The 15162-nt window shown below is 61.5% G+C and carries 17 protein-coding genes; 14 read left to right on the top strand and 3 right to left on the bottom strand.

Going from position 1 to position 15162, the window contains the following annotated elements; all coding sequences use genetic code 11:
• Positions 1–34 precede the first annotated feature (34 nt).
• Both EEB13_RS21840 and ychF read left to right on the top strand, forming a co-directional pair.
• Positions 35–478: a CD225/dispanin family protein gene (locus EEB13_RS21840; RefSeq protein WP_033234489.1), complete on the top strand. Its 444-nt coding sequence runs from the start codon at positions 35–37 to the stop codon at positions 476–478.
• A gap of 70 nt (positions 479–548) precedes the next feature.
• Entirely contained in the window at positions 549–1628 is a 1080-nt protein-coding gene (gene ychF, locus EEB13_RS21835; protein WP_033234488.1) for a redox-regulated ATPase YchF, read from the top strand.
• Between the two features lie 85 nt (positions 1629–1713).
• Here the strand turns inward: ychF and EEB13_RS21830 are convergent, their stop codons facing one another.
• Entirely contained in the window at positions 1714–2685 is a 972-nt protein-coding gene (locus EEB13_RS21830) for a pseudouridine synthase (RefSeq protein WP_033234487.1), read from the bottom strand.
• Between the two features lie 517 nt (positions 2686–3202).
• Between EEB13_RS21830 and EEB13_RS21825 the strand changes: the two genes are divergently transcribed.
• Positions 3203–4129: a glycoside hydrolase family 43 protein gene (locus tag EEB13_RS21825; protein ID WP_051730501.1), complete on the top strand. Its 927-nt coding sequence runs from the start codon at positions 3203–3205 to the stop codon at positions 4127–4129.
• Positions 4130–4155: 26 nt separating this feature from the next.
• On the opposite strand, the gene EEB13_RS21820 is transcribed toward EEB13_RS21825, so the two are convergent.
• A complete protein-coding gene (locus tag EEB13_RS21820; protein WP_033234611.1) occupies positions 4156–4998 on the bottom strand; it encodes a PE-PPE domain-containing protein in 843 nt (280 codons plus the stop codon).
• Positions 4999–5107: 109 nt separating this feature from the next.
• Between EEB13_RS21820 and EEB13_RS21815 the strand changes: the two genes are divergently transcribed.
• The 7 genes from EEB13_RS21815 to EEB13_RS21785 all read left to right on the top strand — a co-directional run bounded on the left by EEB13_RS21815 (position 5108) and on the right by EEB13_RS21785 (position 9767).
• A complete protein-coding gene (locus EEB13_RS21815) occupies positions 5108–6073 on the top strand; it encodes an L-lactate dehydrogenase (protein WP_033234485.1) in 966 nt (321 codons plus the stop codon).
• A 40-nt stretch (positions 6074–6113) separates the two neighbouring features.
• Positions 6114–6497 carry a phage holin family protein gene (locus EEB13_RS21810; RefSeq protein ID WP_033234484.1) on the top strand — a complete coding sequence of 128 codons (384 nt, stop codon included), beginning with the start codon at positions 6114–6116 and terminating at the stop codon, positions 6495–6497.
• Between the two features lie 2 nt (positions 6498–6499).
• Positions 6500–6862: a VOC family protein gene (locus EEB13_RS21805; RefSeq protein WP_033234483.1), complete on the top strand. Its 363-nt coding sequence runs from the start codon at positions 6500–6502 to the stop codon at positions 6860–6862.
• A 79-nt stretch (positions 6863–6941) separates the two neighbouring features.
• A complete protein-coding gene (locus tag EEB13_RS21800) occupies positions 6942–7418 on the top strand; it encodes an SRPBCC family protein (protein WP_033234482.1) in 477 nt (158 codons plus the stop codon).
• Between the two features lie 32 nt (positions 7419–7450).
• Complete coding sequence (locus EEB13_RS21795; protein WP_033234610.1) at positions 7451–8788, top strand: WS/DGAT domain-containing protein; 1338 nt, start codon at positions 7451–7453, stop codon at positions 8786–8788.
• Positions 8789–8800: 12 nt separating this feature from the next.
• The gene (locus EEB13_RS21790; RefSeq protein ID WP_033234481.1) at positions 8801–9364 is read left to right on the top strand and encodes a mismatch-specific DNA-glycosylase; all 564 of its coding nucleotides are present in this window, start codon (positions 8801–8803) and stop codon (positions 9362–9364) included.
• 52 nt (positions 9365–9416) lie between these two features.
• Entirely contained in the window at positions 9417–9767 is a 351-nt protein-coding gene (locus tag EEB13_RS21785; protein ID WP_033234480.1) for a hypothetical protein, read from the top strand.
• 61 nt (positions 9768–9828) lie between these two features.
• Here the strand turns inward: EEB13_RS21785 and EEB13_RS21780 are convergent, their stop codons facing one another.
• Positions 9829–11526 carry a fumarate hydratase gene (locus EEB13_RS21780; RefSeq protein ID WP_033234479.1) on the bottom strand — a complete coding sequence of 566 codons (1698 nt, stop codon included), beginning with the start codon at positions 11524–11526 and terminating at the stop codon, positions 9829–9831.
• A 172-nt stretch (positions 11527–11698) separates the two neighbouring features.
• Between EEB13_RS21780 and EEB13_RS21775 the strand changes: the two genes are divergently transcribed.
• The 4 genes from EEB13_RS21775 (at position 11699) to EEB13_RS21760 (ending at position 15154) form a co-directional block, all read left to right on the top strand.
• The gene (locus EEB13_RS21775) at positions 11699–12721 is read left to right on the top strand and encodes an alpha/beta hydrolase (RefSeq protein WP_045069435.1); all 1023 of its coding nucleotides are present in this window, start codon (positions 11699–11701) and stop codon (positions 12719–12721) included.
• 10 nt (positions 12722–12731) lie between these two features.
• Positions 12732–13739, top strand: a complete 1008-nt coding sequence (locus EEB13_RS21770; RefSeq protein ID WP_045069438.1) for an alpha/beta hydrolase — start codon at positions 12732–12734, stop codon at positions 13737–13739.
• A gap of 70 nt (positions 13740–13809) precedes the next feature.
• Positions 13810–14283: a VOC family protein gene (locus EEB13_RS21765; protein WP_033234476.1), complete on the top strand. Its 474-nt coding sequence runs from the start codon at positions 13810–13812 to the stop codon at positions 14281–14283.
• 106 nt (positions 14284–14389) lie between these two features.
• Complete coding sequence (locus EEB13_RS21760) at positions 14390–15154, top strand: CPBP family intramembrane glutamic endopeptidase (RefSeq protein ID WP_187328606.1); 765 nt, start codon at positions 14390–14392, stop codon at positions 15152–15154.
• Positions 15155–15162 lie beyond the last annotated feature (8 nt).

Genomic DNA, 15162 nt, shown 5'->3' with positions numbered 1-15162 from the left:
GTAGAGGAACTTAAACCGAATTTTTGGGGGAACGATGACCGAACCGCAGGAACCTAAACCGACTTACGGCGAGACACCGAGTTACGACCAATCGGGCAACGCCGGCCAGCAGTATCAGCAGTACCCGACCGAGCAGTATCCGTCAGGTCAGCAGTACGGCACGCCGCAGCAGTACGCCGCCCCGCAGTCCTACGCGCAGCCTCAATACGGTCCGCCGAAATCGAATGCAGGTTGGGCCGTCGCCGCGATCATCTTCTTCTGGCCCGTCGCGTTTGCCGCGTTCAATCATCTGCACGATATCTACCCGAAGTGGGCGATGGGCGATCACCAGGGCGCGCAGTACGCGTCAGAGCGGGTGAAGAAGCTCGGCCAGATCGCGCTCTTGATTGCCGTCATCGGATGGATTCTGCTGATCGCGTTCTACGTCATCTTCCTGGTCGCGGTCGTGGCGTCCGTCGACAACTACAACTACAACTGATCACCTGCGGCGACGTGACGGTGGGGCGAGTACCCGTCGCGTCGCCGCGAGGCCGTAGAATCCACAGACCGTGAGCCTTACCCTCGGAATCGTCGGACTGCCCAACGTCGGCAAGTCCACCCTTTTCAATGCACTGACCAACAACGACGTGTTGGCTGCGAACTACCCGTTCGCGACCATCGAACCCAACGTCGGCCTGGTCGAGCTGCCCGATCCGCGGCTGCAGAAGCTCGCCGAGATCTTCGGCTCCGAGCGCATCCTTCCCGCGACCGTGTCGTTCGTCGACATCGCCGGAATCGTGAAGGGCGCCTCCGAGGGCGCAGGCCTTGGAAACAAGTTCCTCGCCAACATTCGTGAAGCTGACGCAATCTGCCAGGTAGTGCGCGTCTTCGCCGACGACGACGTCATCCACGTCGACGGCAAGGTCGACCCGGCCTCCGATATCGAGGTCATCGAGACCGAGCTCGTGATCGCAGACATGCAGACGCTCGAGAAGGCTCTCCCGCGTCTGGACAAGGAAGCTCGCAAGAACAAGGAGCTCAAGCCTGCCCACGACGAGGCACTCAAGGCTCAGGCCTTCCTCAACGAGGGCACGACGCTCTTCAGCGTCAAGGACAAGCTCGACTTCTCGCTGCTGCGTGAACTGAGCCTGCTCACCACCAAGCCCTTCCTGTACGTCTTCAACGCCGACGAGTCTGTGCTCACTGACGCAGCGAAGGTCGAAGAACTGCGCGCATCCGTCGCTCCGGCCGACGCCGTGTTCCTCGACGCGAAGGTCGAGCAGGAACTCCTCGAGCTGGACGAGGAAGACCGCCAGGAAATGCTCGACTCGATCGGTCAGACCGAGCCCGGCCTGCACGCTCTCGCACGCACCGGCTTCCACACCCTCGGGCTGCAGACCTACCTGACGGCCGGTCCGAAGGAAGCGCGCGCCTGGACCATCCACAAGGGCGATACCGCGCCCCAGGCTGCCGGCGTCATTCACACCGACTTCGAGCGAGGCTTCATCAAGGCTGAAATCGTGTCCTTCGACGACCTCGTCGAGGCCGGTTCCATGGCCGCAGCCAAGGCTGCCGGCAAGGTACGCATGGAGGGTAAGGACTACATCATGGCCGACGGTGATGTGGTGGAGTTCCGCTTCAACGTCTAAATCCTCTGTACTGTCGCAGGGCGATTATGCGCTCGCGTGGGTTATCAGCCGCGCGTATGCATAATCGCCCTGCGGCGTCTGGTCCTCACCCTGCTGGAATTTCGCTGAGCGTCCGACGTGTGACAAACCGACGCGCTTTCCCCGACAACGGATCGTTGAATTCGAGTTCCCGCGCGAGCAATTGGAGTGGGAGGGAATGATCGTCCGGGGCGTCGGGCAACAGGTCGGGGTATCGCCGGTCGCCCAGGATCCCGGCGCCGAGAGCCGCCAAATGCACCCGCAACTGATGCATCCGTCCGGATTGCGGACGTAGAACCGTGTGCAGCACAGTACGTCCGGAGGCGCTCACGCCCGTCCCTCGCGCCTCGATCATGGTCTCGGAGTTAGGTTCACGGCTGTCGTCGACGAGGACCCGCAACTCGCCGCGCCGAGCTTCGATGTGGTTGCGGTAGACGAGGGGACCGTTGGATTCGCTGAGCCCCGGTGCGCCCTGGACCCACCGGGGCGGTCGCGCCGACACCGCCTCGTAGACCTTCGTGACCTGCCGCTTCTCGAACAGTGACTGGTATGCGCCGCGTGTCGCGGGGCGGGCCGAGAACATCACCACCCCTGCGGTGCCGCGGTCGAGTCGATGGATCGGGGTCAGATCTGGGTTGTCGAGGCGGACCCGCAGTCGGACAAGCGCGGACTCGCGCAGGTAGCGCCCACTGGGGGTGGTCGGGAGAAAATGTGGTTTGTCGATCACGACGAGGTCGTCGTCGACGTGCAGGATCTCCTCGTGGAACGGCACCGGGTCCTCCGCCGGTAACTCGCGGTAATACCAGACGAACCGGTGCGCGCTGAGCTCGGTGCTCCGGCAGATCGGGTGGCCGTCGATACCCACGAACTCGCCGTCGTCGAACCGCCGATACAGGTTTTCGGCGTCCAGATGGTCGAACTTCGCCACGACGTACTCGGCGATCGTCGCCCACGGCCCGGACGGTGGGATGCGTAGGCGCGTCGGGCCAACTCCGTTCTTGACGGGCAGTGGTGGGGACATGGACACGCAGGTCATCATCCCATCGACTGCTGATCAGCGGTGATTCGGTGTGGGCCTTGACGGAGACGTCCCCGCGGGGACGCCGGGACCAACTCGGAGCGGTGGCCACCCAGAGATTCTCGGTTCAGGAAAATCCGAAGTGCGCGTCTGATTCCTACACGCGACGACCCGAGGCCCTCAGCCGGGACAGCTGTTCGACCAACCTGAGGCGATGTTCTCTGAACCTCCGGACTGCATCACCGTTGCCGGTGAGTTCCGCGTCAGCCAGTAGGTATTCACAGTTGTCCAGCTGATCCGCCAAGGTCATCACCTGAAGTCACCTTTCATCGCCTGAATAAGTACCGATTCAGAATGCGGGCGGGGGACGGCTGGAGACATCCGCTGAACTACCTATCCAGGTACCTATAACGGCGTCCTCGCCATCGTCGGTAACGATCCAGCGACACCTGCGGTCAAAGTTGCGCATGGTTCGCCTGTTGTCGTAGATACTTCACCGGTGAATCCGACAAAACGGACCGTCCTTTCTGCTGTATCGATGGTGATGCTTGTTGTCGCGGGATTGCTCGTCGCAGCCCCGGCCAGCGGCGCCGAACCGCCCGCCTGGCGATACACAATGGTGGCGTTCAGCAATGCCAGCGATCGCGACATGGATGTATTCGAGTCCGCGGACGGCACTGGATTCCAACTCGTCAAACCGTCGGCGTATCGGCCCCCGTCCGGGCTGGTACGTGATCCGAGCATCTTCCGGAATACAGACGGAATGTATTACCTCACCTACACAACGGGCGGAACGAGTATCGGCTTCGCGCGCAGTAGCGACCGCATCACCTGGACACCTCTGGCGAACTATTCACTCCCGTTCTGCTGTGCCTTCATGCCAGGCACCGGGGACGGCACGGGTTCAGCGAGCCCGCCGGGTTTCTCGGGGTCGGCCGGCTTCAGCGACGGCCCGTCGTTGTCACCGTTCGTCACCAAAGCCTGGGCGCCCGAGTGGTTCGTCGACGGCGGCCGCGTCAACGTCATCGTGTCTATGTCGACCGGTGGAGGATTTGTGCCGTATCTGATGACGGCACTGGAACCGTCGCTGCGGTTGTGGAGCCTGCCTGTTCCGCTCGCCGGGATCGGTGCGGACCACATCGACACCACCGTGGTCAAGGTGGGATCGACCTATCATGCGTTCACCAAGAACGAGACGAAGAAGGTCATCGAGCATGCGGTCGCGCCGTCGGCGACGGGACCCTATTCCTTTGTCCCGCCGGGAAATTGGGGCACCTTGGTGGAGGGCCCAGCCTTGGCTCAGTTGCCGGACGGCACCTGGCGGCTCTATCTCGACGCCTATACCGAGGGGAAGTATCTCTATTCCGACAGCACGGATGGGTTGAGCACGTGGTCTGACGCGCAAGAGCTTCCGGGTCTGTCCGGGACGGTGCGCCATATCGGAGTGATGAGAGAGCCGGCGTAGCGGCGCCTACCCGTAGGGCTGCAGATTCAGGCTGCGGGGACGTGCTCCCTGACGTCCTGAGCCTGTGCCGTCATCCAATCAGCCAGCACTTGGCAACCCGTGCGTCCGCTGGCGTCGAAGGCCTCGCTCGCATAGCTGACATGCCGGCCGCCACGGGGGTTCCGGATCTGAAAGCGTCGCCAGCTCACAAGGCTCGGTAGGTATCCGAGGACTTCGAGGAAGGCGGTGCGTAGGCGTCGTAGATCTTTGCGCCATTGGCTCGGGCTGAAGCGAGTCTTCTGCGCGTTCTGAAATGTGTTGCTGCGGAGTAGTTCCCACACCTTGTTCGCCCACACTCGCGCTTGGGTGAAGGACATCCAGCCGGTGAGGTCGGCGATGTCGCGAATGTAGCTGTCGTCGCTGGCATTGCAGATCAAGTCCTGCGGATGCCCGATCCACTTGGCCGGAATCCAGGACGGAATTTCAGGTCCGTCGCCGGCGACGCCGTACCCGTCGCAACCTGGGAGAACCCCCACTGGTTGCTGCGGATCGGAGATCAGCCCGATCCCGATGATGTTGCTGCCGTTCGCTTCTGGCAGGGCGGCGCGAATAACCGAGCATCCCTGGGAGTATCCGATGAGCATGACGGGTCCGCGGACCTCGGCGAGAGCTGCCAAGAGTGCCCGGGCGCCCATTTCGGTGCTCCGGCGAAAACTGGAGCCGCCGTCGGCAACAGGTCCGTACGATGCGGGGTAACTCACCCACTTCGCGTCGAACCGATCGTCGAGTTCACGTGTGACAGCGCTCAGTAGTCCGACAACGTGGGTGCGGGTGTCACCGTCGTACGACTCGCCGGTGCCGCCGACTGCAAAAACCGTTACCTCTGTCATGTTCACCATGGTCTACGGCAATTCTGAGAGGTCTGCGATCAAAGCCTGAGAGAACGCTGGCAATCCCGATATCCTGCAGAATCGTTATAAAGGGCGCACCATCAAAGCTATGACGACGGCATATCGCTCTCGGAAGAAGAAGGTTTCCATCGTCGGCGCCGGCAGTGTCGGCACGGCTATCGCCTATGCGTGCCTCATCCGCGGATCAGCGGACGTACTGGCCCTCTACGACACAAACGCCGCGAAGGTGCGAGCGGAAGTGCTCGATCTCAACCACGGCACTCAGTTCACCCCACCGTGTTCGGTGGACGGTGGTGACGACATCGCGGTCACCGCAGGGTCCGATCTGGTTGTAGTGACAGCCGGAGCCAAACAGAAACCCGGCCAGTCCCGTCTCGAGTTGGCGGCGGTCAACGTCAAGATCGTGCAGACCTTGACGGAGCAACTTCTCTCGCAGTCGCCCGAAGCAATCATTCTTTTTGTCAGCAATCCCGTCGACATCGCGACGTACGCAGCGGTTCAGGCCGCGGGTCGGCCGTACCGTCACCGGATTTTCGGATCCGGGACGGTGTTGGATACAGCACGTCTGCGCTTTCTCATGGCGTCGAAGTTGGGCGTGGCGGTCGAGAATGTGCACGCCTTCATCGTTGGCGAGCATGGGGACTCCGAAATTCCTTTGTGGTCCAGCGCCACCATCGGCGGGGTTCCGGCGACGGCATTTGTGGGTCCTTCGGGGAACACACTCGACAGCGCGATCCGTGACGAGGTCGCGACCGCGGTGGTGCAAAGCGCGTATCAGATCATCGAGGGCAAGGGCGCGACCAATCTGGCCATCGGATTGTCGAGCGCCTTCATGGTGGAGGTGGTGTTGCGCGACGAGCAGCGGGTGCTGCCGATTTCGACCCTGCAGAACGGGGTGCACGACCTCGAAGGGGTATGTCTGTCGTTGCCAACGCTGGTTGGTGGCGGCGGAGCCGGCCGAGTGCTGGAGGTGCCGTTGTCGGAAGGTGAACGCGAGGGTCTGCATGCGTCGGCGCGGGCATTGCGCGACGTTCAGGATTCTCTCGGATTGTGAAGTGCTGCCGTGACGTATATCGGGCATATAGGATCGGTTAATGATTAGTTTTCTGATTCGCGCCGCGATATTCCTCGGGTCTGCCGCGGTCGGACTTCTTGTTGCGACGTGGTTGCTTTCGGGGTTTTCTGTGAGCGCGTCGGGTTTCATCACGGCGGTTGTCATCTTTGCGATCGCGCAGTCGGTCCTGTCGCCGTTCATCGCCAAAATGGCTAAGCGCCACGCGCCGGCATTCCTCGGCGGAATCGGGTTGGTCTCGACTTTCGTCGCTCTGCTGATCGCATCGATTTTCGGCGGGCTGACAATCACCGGTGTGTCGACGTGGATTATGAGCACGGTCCTCGTGTGGCTTGTCACGGCCCTCGCGACTCTGCTGCTCCCACTCATCTTCGTGCGTAAGAAAGTTGCGGAGAAGAAGGCTTAGCGATGCACCCGGATATCGGAATGGACTACACAGTCCTGGACTGTCCGGATCCGGCTGCGCTGGCACGCTTCTACGAACAGGTTCTCAGATGGAGAATTGTTCGCGCGGAGGATGATTGGCACGTCATCGAAGGCCTGCCAGGTCAACGACTCGCGTTTCAACTTGCCCCGGGTTTTGTTCCGGTGGACTGGCCGAAGGTGGGTGTGGGAATCCACCTCGATCTCCTGGTAGAGGCTTTCGACCCGGCCGAGGAGTGGGTACTGAGCCTCGGAGCGCAACGCGTCGACGGGATTGCTGAGCATCCGACTTTCCGGGTCTACCGCGACCCGGTCGGCCATCACTTCTGCCTGTGCCTGCGCGATTGAGTTCTGTCTCGACGGCGGCAGCGTCACGGTGGATAATTCCGTCAGACTGATCGCCCCGAGAACTTCTGGAGAGACGACTATGGCTTCACCGAATTCCGACGAGTTTCTTGTCGAACGCTCCGCTGTGATCAATGCGGAGGCTGCCACAGTCTTCGATCTGATCAACGACTTCCACCGCTGGACCACCTGGTCCCCGTGGGAAGGACTGGACCCGGCGATGCAGCGGACATACTCGGGACCGGATTCCGGTGTTGGTGCGTCGTACGCCTGGTCTGGCAACAAGAAGGCCGGTTCAGGCTCGATGAAGATCACCGAATCGGTGCCGGGTAGCCGTGTTGTCTTGGATCTTTCCTTCCTCAAACCGTTCAAAGCGCAGAACGTCACGACGTTTCTTCTCGAACCGCAGGACAGTTCGACTCGGGTGACATGGCAAATGACAGGGAAGAAGAACTTCTTCTTCAAGATTTTCGGATTCATTTTCAGCATGGACAAGATGGTGGGCAAGGACTTCGAGAAGGGCCTTGCACAGTTGAAAGCCGAAGCCGAAAAGGGCTGATGCCGCGGTGGTACCGTCACCCGGTGTTACGGATGACGCCCACCGACGCCCAAACTTTCTGGATTTCGGAAAAGATCCCCAACGATCAACTCCTGCTGTACTGCTTCGAGGGGCAATCGGAATCGCTCGAGGATGTACGACGCGCGGTCCTCGATCGCGCGTCGTCGATTCCGGATCTGTGCGTGCGGATTCGTGAAGTGCCGTGGCATCTGGATTATCCGCTGTGGGAACCGATGCCGGTCGACCAGTCGTTGGTCGTGACGCATCGACTTCCCGACTCTTCGTGGGAGCAGTGCATCAATGCGATCGAGGTGTTGCTCGAGAACCACGTCAATCCGCGCGCGACACCCTGGCTGCTGCATCTTTTCGAAGGCGTGCACGGCGCACCGCGCTGCGACGGCCCTGCGTTGATTGCCGTTCTGCAAGTGGCTCATTCGCTGGCGGACGGCAAGCGGGCGAGTGCTGTTGCCCGCACGCTGTTCTCGGCAGACGAGCCGAAAACCACAGAGATCGACAGACGCTCGATCAGTTCGGTAGAAATACTCGCCCGGGCGGCACTGCGCCTGCCCAGCCAGATCTACCGACTGTTTCGCGACGGCCGCGCGGGTCATCAGGCTCAGCTACAACTCCAGGCCGATACCGAGTCGGGAGTTGTTGCGCCGCAGGCCCCGAACCGTCCGAAGGTTACCTCGAACATCGCCCCGGATGCGCACAGGCTTGTTCGGATGGTCGTGCGCGACGCGGCAGATCTCCGAGCCGACGGGGTCTCCGTGACAGTGGGGGCGATGACGGCTATCTCGGTGGCCATGACCAAGTACCTGCTGGCCGCCGATGGCGTCGTTCCTCCTGAGTTGGGCGCGGAGGTCACGATCGCGAAGGATGGAAAACCGAAATCGCGCAACCACTTCCGGAACGCAGGTGTCGGTTTGTTTCCGGAGGTGGCCGATCTTCGCGAGCGAGCCGAACGCATCACGGAATCGCTGGCCGAGCGCCGAGCGCGAGCAGCGCACCCATCCAGTGCGGCGTCGGACCGGGCGCTCGAGGCTGTTCCGGGGCCGCTGATTCGTTGGGGCGTGCAGCAATACGACTTCACCGCGATTCCCGAGACGGTGACGGGTAATACGGTGGTGTCGAGTGTTGCTCGCGGAGCCGCGGACTTGGTGTTCGGCGGCGCAACGGTGCGATTCACGGCAGGGTTTCCGAGCCTGTCGCCGGTCATGTCACTCACTCACGGTGTCCATGGAATCGGTGACACCGTGACCATCAGCATCACAACCAGTCCGTCGGCGATTGCGGATATCGATCACTACGAACAGTTGATGCATGACGCGATCGACGAGGTGCGCGATACCTTTGCGCGGCGGGTCTGATGTACTGGCGCTATGGGATTCACGCGCGCGGAGTTGGAGTCGTATCGCGACGCCGAGATCGACGATCTGATCGGACCGGGTTGCCGATTGCTGTTCGTGGGTATCAACCCGGGATTGTGGACGGCGGCAACTGGTGCGCATTTTGCGAGGCCGGGTAACCGTTTCTATCCGGCGTTGTTGCGGGCAGGCATCATCGAACGCCCGATAGATCCGTCAGACGGTATGTCGGCAGCAGACACACAACACCTGATCGATCGGGGAGTGGGCATAACGAATCTCGCTGTGCGGGCAACGGCGCGGGCCGATGAATTGACGCCGGAGGAGCTGGCGGCGGGTGGAGTTCGGGTGCGAAACATCGTGCAGGACACCAAGCCTGTTGTTGTTGCCTTCGCCGGGATCACCGCCTATCGAACAGCTTTCGGCAACAAGAAAGCCAAGGCCGGCCATCAGGACCATGATTTCGAGGGGGCGAAACTCTGGATCGTGCCCAATCCGAGTGGGCTCAATGCGCACGAAACGGTGGATACGCTCGCCGCTAAATACCGCGATGCGGCCCGGGACGCCGGAATCCTGTAACTGATAGCGGAGTTCGGTAAAAGCGGCGTGAACTAGGCGCTACAGTGCAGATATGTCATTTCTTTACAATATCTTTGTAGTTATTCACCTGCTCGGTATGGCGGCCCTTGTCGGTAGCTATTTCACAGTCCTGAAGGCTCCGAAGATCACCGAGGTCATGGTCTGGGGTGCACGCCTCCAGTTCCTGTCCGGTCTCATCATCGTCGGACTCGGCGAAGGTGCCCTGGACAAGAACTACATTCACGCGAAAATCGCTGTGAAGCTTGTACTTTCACTGGCCATCGTCGCGTTGGCGGAGATCACGCGGGCCAGGCAGAAGAAGGGGCAGCCAAACCCCAACCTGGTACACGTGGTCGGTGGACTGTCCGTCGTGACTGTTTTTGTGGCTGCTCTCTGGACCTGACAAACCCACAAACAAGCCCCGGCGAATCGGAATTCGCCGGGGCTCTTTGCTATTGAACTGTCTACAGACCCGGACGCTTGCCGATCGTCAGGGTTACTTCACCGGTATGGGCAAAGAAGTCGTTGCCCTTGTCGTCTACGACGATGAACGCGGGGAAGTCCTCGACGTCGATCTTCCAGACGGCTTCCATACCCAGTTCGGCGTACTCGAGGATGTCGACCTTCTTGATGCAGTCGAGTGCCAGACGAGCCGCCGGTCCACCGATCGATCCGAGGTAGAAACCGCCGTGGGTGTTGCACGCGTCGGTGACCTGCTTGGAACGGTTTCCCTTGGCCAGCATGATCATCGAGCCACCGGCGGCCTGGAACTGCTCGACGTACGAGTCCATACGGCCGGCCGTGGTCGGGCCGAACGAACCGGAGGCCATTCCATCCGGAGTCTTGGCAGGTCCGGCGTAGTACACCGGGTGATCCTTGAGGTACTGCGGCATTTCCTCGCCGGCGTCGAGGCGCTCTTTGATCTTGGCGTGCGCGATGTCGCGGGCCACGACCAACGGACCGGTGAGCGACAGACGCGTCTTCACCGGGTGCTTGGACAGCTCGGCGAGGATCTCGGCCATGGGCTTGGTGAGGTCGATCTTGACCGCTGCGCCCTTGCCGGTTCCGGAGATTCCGTCGGTTTCGGAGTCGAGCTGCGCGTCGGTGACCTCGGGCAGGAAACGGCCCGGGTTGAATTCGAGCTGTTCGAGGAAGACACCCTCGGGCGTGATCTTCGCCTTGGCCTGGCGGTCTGCGGAGCACGACACGGCAATGGCAACGGGCAGCGAAGCGCCGTGGCGGGGGAGACGGACGACGCGGACGTCGTGGCAGAAGTACTTACCGCCGAACTGTGCGCCGATGCCGATCTTCTGCGTGAGCTCGAAGACCTTCTTCTCGAGTTCGTGATCGCGGAAGCCGCGGCCCGTGATGGCGCCTTCGGTGGGGAGCTCGTCGAGGTAGTGCGCGGACGCGTACTTGGCCGTCTTCATCGCGAACTCGGCAGACGTGCCACCGACGACGATCGCGAGGTGGTACGGCGGGCACGCTGCGGTACCGAGCGAGCGGATCTTTGCCTCGAGGAACTGCATCATCGAGTCGGGGTTCAGGATCGCTTTGGTTTCCTGGTACAGGTAGGACTTGTTTGCGCTGCCGCCGCCCTTGGCCATGAACAGGAATTTGTACGAGTTCTCGTGTCCGGCAGCAGTATCGGCGTACAGCTCGATCTGCGCGGGGAGGTTGTTTCCGGTGTTCTTCTCGTCCCACATCGTGATGGGGGCGTTCTGCGAGTAACGCAGGTTGAGGCGTGTGTAGGCGTCGTACACACCGCGGGCGATGGACTGCTCGTCATCACCGGGGGTCAATACGTGCTGTCCGCGCTTGCCCATGACGATTGCGGTACCGGTGTCCTGGCACATCGGGAGAACACCAGCGGCTGCGATGTTTGCGTTCTTCAGGAGATCGAGAGCAACGAACTTGTCGTTGTTGGATGCCTCGGGATCGTCGAGGATGCTCGCCAGCTGCGTCAGGTGATCGGTGCGCAGGTAATGGGAGATGTCGTGCAGAGCCGTTTCGGTCAGCAGACGCATCGCTTCGGGCTCGACCTTCAGGAAGGTCCGACCGTCCGGGCCTTCGACTGTCGACACCCCTTCAGTGGTGAGCAGTCGGTACTCGGTGGTGTCCTCACCGATCGGCAACAGGTCCTCATAGAGGAAGTCGGCCATCTTTTCTCCTGAACAAGGGTGCGTGCGAAGGTCCCGTTCAGGTTATCGTTGGGGGTTTTCCTCGATTACGCCGGGCGGTCGGACGGTAGTCGTGACTGGGTCGTTTGCCCTCGAAACGGAGCATTTCGGGCAATAATGTCCATCTGTGCTCGGCAACTCGAGGGACGTTTTCATGAGAGGTATCCGCATAGCGCGTGCATTGATCGGTGCTGCGACGGCCGCAACCGTTCTCTTTGTCGTGTCGTCGCCGGCAGTGGCCGAGACGGGCGGTCCACGCGTGATCAGCGCCGTACCCGCGGAAGGCCGTCTCGTCGACGTCGTCGTGTATTCACCGTCGATGGATCGCGGAATTCCGGTCCAGGTGCTTCGCCCAGCCGACACGTCGACACCCGCGCCGACGCTGTATCTGCTCAACGGGGTGGATGGTGGGAAGAACGACGCGACATGGTCGGTACGTACCGACGTGCCGGAGTTCTTCGCCGACAAGCACGTCAACGTGGTCACTCCGTTGGACGGGGCGTTCAGCTATTACACCGATTGGTTGCGGCCGGATCCGGGGCTCGCACAGATCAACGACAACAACGGCGTGAACAGGTGGACCACGTTTCTCACGTCGGAACTGCCGCACGTGATCGACGAGTATTTCGATACGACGGGCGAGAACGCACTCGGGGGGATCTCGATGGCGGGTACATCTGTGTTGAATCTGGCGATGAGTGCGCCGACGGTCTACAACAGCGTCGCTTCGTTCAGTGGCTGCGCGATGACCAGTCCCGGTCCGGGACAGGATTTCGTCAAAGTGGTCGTCGGGATCGGTGGGGGTAACCCCGAGAACATGTGGGGGCCGTACAACGACCCCGCGTGGGTTGCACACGATCCGGTGGTGAATGCGGAGAAGCTACCGCGAATTCCGATGTACATCACGACCGCAACCGGCATCCCCGGCCCGTACGACACGTTGGCAGATCCGCGAATCGACAACGACGTCGCGGTGCTGGCAGCGACGCTGGCTCTGGGTGGGGGCATCGAGGCTGCGACACATTTCTGCACAATGCAGTTGGCGGATCGCACCACCGCACTGGGCATGGACAACATCCGATACAACATCAAACCGGCCGGTACCCACTCGTGGGGCTACTGGCAGGACGACCTGCACGATTCGTGGCCGATGTTTGCCGCGTCCCTCGGCTTGTAAGGACTTTTGCATGCGTATGTCTCAGATCGCACTGGCGTGCGCCGTGTCGCTGGCGTCGGTAGTCGCTCTCCCGATCGTTGCGAGCGCGGACGAAGCAGCGCCGCCGGCACAAACCGTGTCCGCCGATGCGTCGCCGCGAATCGCCGCGACCACTTCGGTGTCGGAGCGGGAAGTGCTGCTCGACGTCGACAGTCCGGCGATGGGCCGCACGATGGCCGTGCGGGTGTTTCTCCCGGCCGATAGTTCGGAGCCTCGGCCCGTTCTGTACCTGCTCGACGGAAACTCGGGCCAGATCGAGGACAACAACTGGTTCGAACCGACGAAGGGCAATGCTCGGGAGTTCTTCGCGGACAAGAACGTTTTTGTGGTTGCGCCGATCGGCGGAACCGGAACCATGTACACCGATTGGCAGGAAGACCACCCGAAATTCGGCAAGCTCAAGTGGGAGACATTCCTGACCAAGGAATTGCCGCCATTGATCGACGGGGCGTTCGACACCAGTGGGCGCAACGCGATCGGTGGCATCTCGATGGGGGCCGAGGCCGCGCTCATGCTTGCCCAGCGGGCACCGGATCTGTACGACGGGGTAGCTGCCTACAGTGGGTGCTACACGACGGTGGGTGGATTCGGTAAGGCTCTGACGGATCTTGTTGTCATCAACGGAATGGCCACATCGGAACAGATGTGGGGTCCGGTGGACAGCCCCGCGTGGCGCGAGCACGACATCTTTGCCAACGCGGACAAGCTTCGCGGCACAAAGGTGTACCTGTCATCGGGCACAGGATTGCCGGGCCCCCACGAAACACTCGAGACGCCCGACCTTGCTCGGGTCGTTGTCGTCGGTGGTGTCATGGAACTCGGCGCCAATCTGTGTACCGATCAGATTTCCGGTGTTCTCCGCAGTCACGGCGTCGATGTCACGCGCAGCGCGCAACCGGTGGGCACACACGGTTGGCCGTATTGGTCCGACGAACTGGCGCGTTCCTGGCCGGTGATCGAGTCGGCTCTGTTCGACTGAACTACCCGATGATTTCCGGCGGCCGCGACGGTCTATCCCTGTGAAGACCGTCCCGACCTAAGGAGTAGTCATGCCCTCGATCACCCCGTGCCTGTGGTTCGACACGCAAGCGGAGGAAGCAGCACAGTTCTACATCTCGGTTTTCGGCAAAGGGAAAATCATCGGAATCGAGCGATACGGCGAGGGATCGCCGTCCGGTCAACCGGCAGGGTCGGTCATGACGGTGGTGTTCGAACTCGACGGACAGCGGTTCACCGGGTTGAACGGCGGACCGATGTTCACGTTCTCGGAGGCGGTGTCGTTCGAGATTCCGTGCGCCGACCAGGCTGAAGTCGACCACTACTGGTCGGCTCTGACCGAGGGCGGTGAGGAAAGCCAGTGCGGTTGGCTCAAGGACAAGTTCGGTCTGTCGTGGCAGGTGGTGCCGAATCGATTGATCGAATTGATGCAGGATCCTGATCGCGCAAAAGCCCAGCGTGTGATGGACGCGATGATGCAGATGAAGAAGATCGACGTGGCAGAACTCGAACGTGCCGCACTCTGAGAGTCGACTGTGAGTGTCGACGCAAACCTGGCGGGCACGTCAGCAGCGTCGGTACACTTGAATGAGTGAATTTTCAGCTAACTGCGGCGATGGGTGACGGCCTTATATGAGTTTTTCAACCGTGTCTGATGCTGCTGTCCTGAACACGGCCCCGTCTACCTCGCGTCCTCGCGTTCACGCGTACATCGACATCGTGGTGGTCATCGCGGTTCTGGTGGGAACCAATCTGATTGCGCACTTCACCACGGTGTGGGCGAGCATCGCGACGGTTCCGATCTCGGCGCTTGTGCTGCTCGCGATGAGCAAGCGCAGAGGGCTGGGCTGGGCGGAGTTGGGCCTGTCCCCGAAGCATCTCAAAAGCGGTTCGAAGTACGCACTCATCGCAGTCGGACTTGTTCTGACCGTCGTGGCGGTCGGCGCGTTGCTGCCGCTGACCAGGCCGTTCTTCATGGCTGATCGTTACGCGACCATCTCGGGCGCAATCATCGCGTCGATGATCATCATTCCCCTGCAGACCGTCATTCCGGAGGAATTGGCATTCCGCGGTGTCCTGCACGGGACGCTTAACCGGGTCAGTGGCTTCCGGGGCGTCGCCGCAGCGGGTTCGTTGACGTTCGGGCTGTGGCACATCGCGTCGTCGATGGGTCTGACCAGTGGAAACGAGGGACTGTCCGGCTTCCTCGGTAATGGGGTCGTCGGTCAGATCGCCGGTATTCTCGGCGCGGTTCTGGCTACCGCGGCGGCCGGTCTCGTCTTCACGTGGCTTCGCCATCGAAGTGGCAGTCTTCTTGCGCCCATCGCATTGCACTGGTCCCTGAACGGCGCGGGCGCTTTGGCCGCAGCGTTCGTGTGGCACGCCACCATGAACTGATCCGGACA

Source organism: Rhodococcus sp. WS3, from assembly GCF_003797085.1.
Lineage (GTDB): Bacteria > Actinomycetota > Actinomycetes > Mycobacteriales > Mycobacteriaceae > Rhodococcus_F > Rhodococcus_F globerula.
This window is presented reverse-complemented; position numbering and strand designations above follow the sequence as displayed.

Coding starts and splice junctions, on each gene's coding strand:
- EEB13_RS21775 (WP_045069435.1), top strand. CDS start 11,699: ATGAGAGGTATCCGCATAGCGCGTGCATTGATCGGTGCTGCGACGGCC.
- EEB13_RS21805 (WP_033234483.1), top strand. CDS start 6,500: ATGCACCCGGATATCGGAATGGACTACACAGTCCTGGACTGTCCGGAT.
- EEB13_RS21770 (WP_045069438.1), top strand. CDS start 12,732: ATGCGTATGTCTCAGATCGCACTGGCGTGCGCCGTGTCGCTGGCGTCG.
- EEB13_RS21810 (WP_033234484.1), top strand. CDS start 6,114: ATGATTAGTTTTCTGATTCGCGCCGCGATATTCCTCGGGTCTGCCGCG.
- EEB13_RS21825 (WP_051730501.1), top strand. CDS start 3,203: ATGGTGATGCTTGTTGTCGCGGGATTGCTCGTCGCAGCCCCGGCCAGC.
- EEB13_RS21780 (WP_033234479.1), bottom strand. CDS start 11,526: ATGGCCGACTTCCTCTATGAGGACCTGTTGCCGATCGGTGAGGACACC.
- EEB13_RS21830 (WP_033234487.1), bottom strand. CDS start 2,685: ATGATGACCTGCGTGTCCATGTCCCCACCACTGCCCGTCAAGAACGGA.
- EEB13_RS21760 (WP_187328606.1), top strand. CDS start 14,390: ATGAGTTTTTCAACCGTGTCTGATGCTGCTGTCCTGAACACGGCCCCG.
- EEB13_RS21795 (WP_033234610.1), top strand. CDS start 7,451: ATGACGCCCACCGACGCCCAAACTTTCTGGATTTCGGAAAAGATCCCC.
- EEB13_RS21785 (WP_033234480.1), top strand. CDS start 9,417: ATGTCATTTCTTTACAATATCTTTGTAGTTATTCACCTGCTCGGTATG.
- EEB13_RS21800 (WP_033234482.1), top strand. CDS start 6,942: ATGGCTTCACCGAATTCCGACGAGTTTCTTGTCGAACGCTCCGCTGTG.
- EEB13_RS21840 (WP_033234489.1), top strand. CDS start 35: ATGACCGAACCGCAGGAACCTAAACCGACTTACGGCGAGACACCGAGT.
- EEB13_RS21820 (WP_033234611.1), bottom strand. CDS start 4,998: ATGACAGAGGTAACGGTTTTTGCAGTCGGCGGCACCGGCGAGTCGTAC.
- EEB13_RS21765 (WP_033234476.1), top strand. CDS start 13,810: ATGCCCTCGATCACCCCGTGCCTGTGGTTCGACACGCAAGCGGAGGAA.
- EEB13_RS21815 (WP_033234485.1), top strand. CDS start 5,108: ATGACGACGGCATATCGCTCTCGGAAGAAGAAGGTTTCCATCGTCGGC.
- EEB13_RS21790 (WP_033234481.1), top strand. CDS start 8,801: ATGGGATTCACGCGCGCGGAGTTGGAGTCGTATCGCGACGCCGAGATC.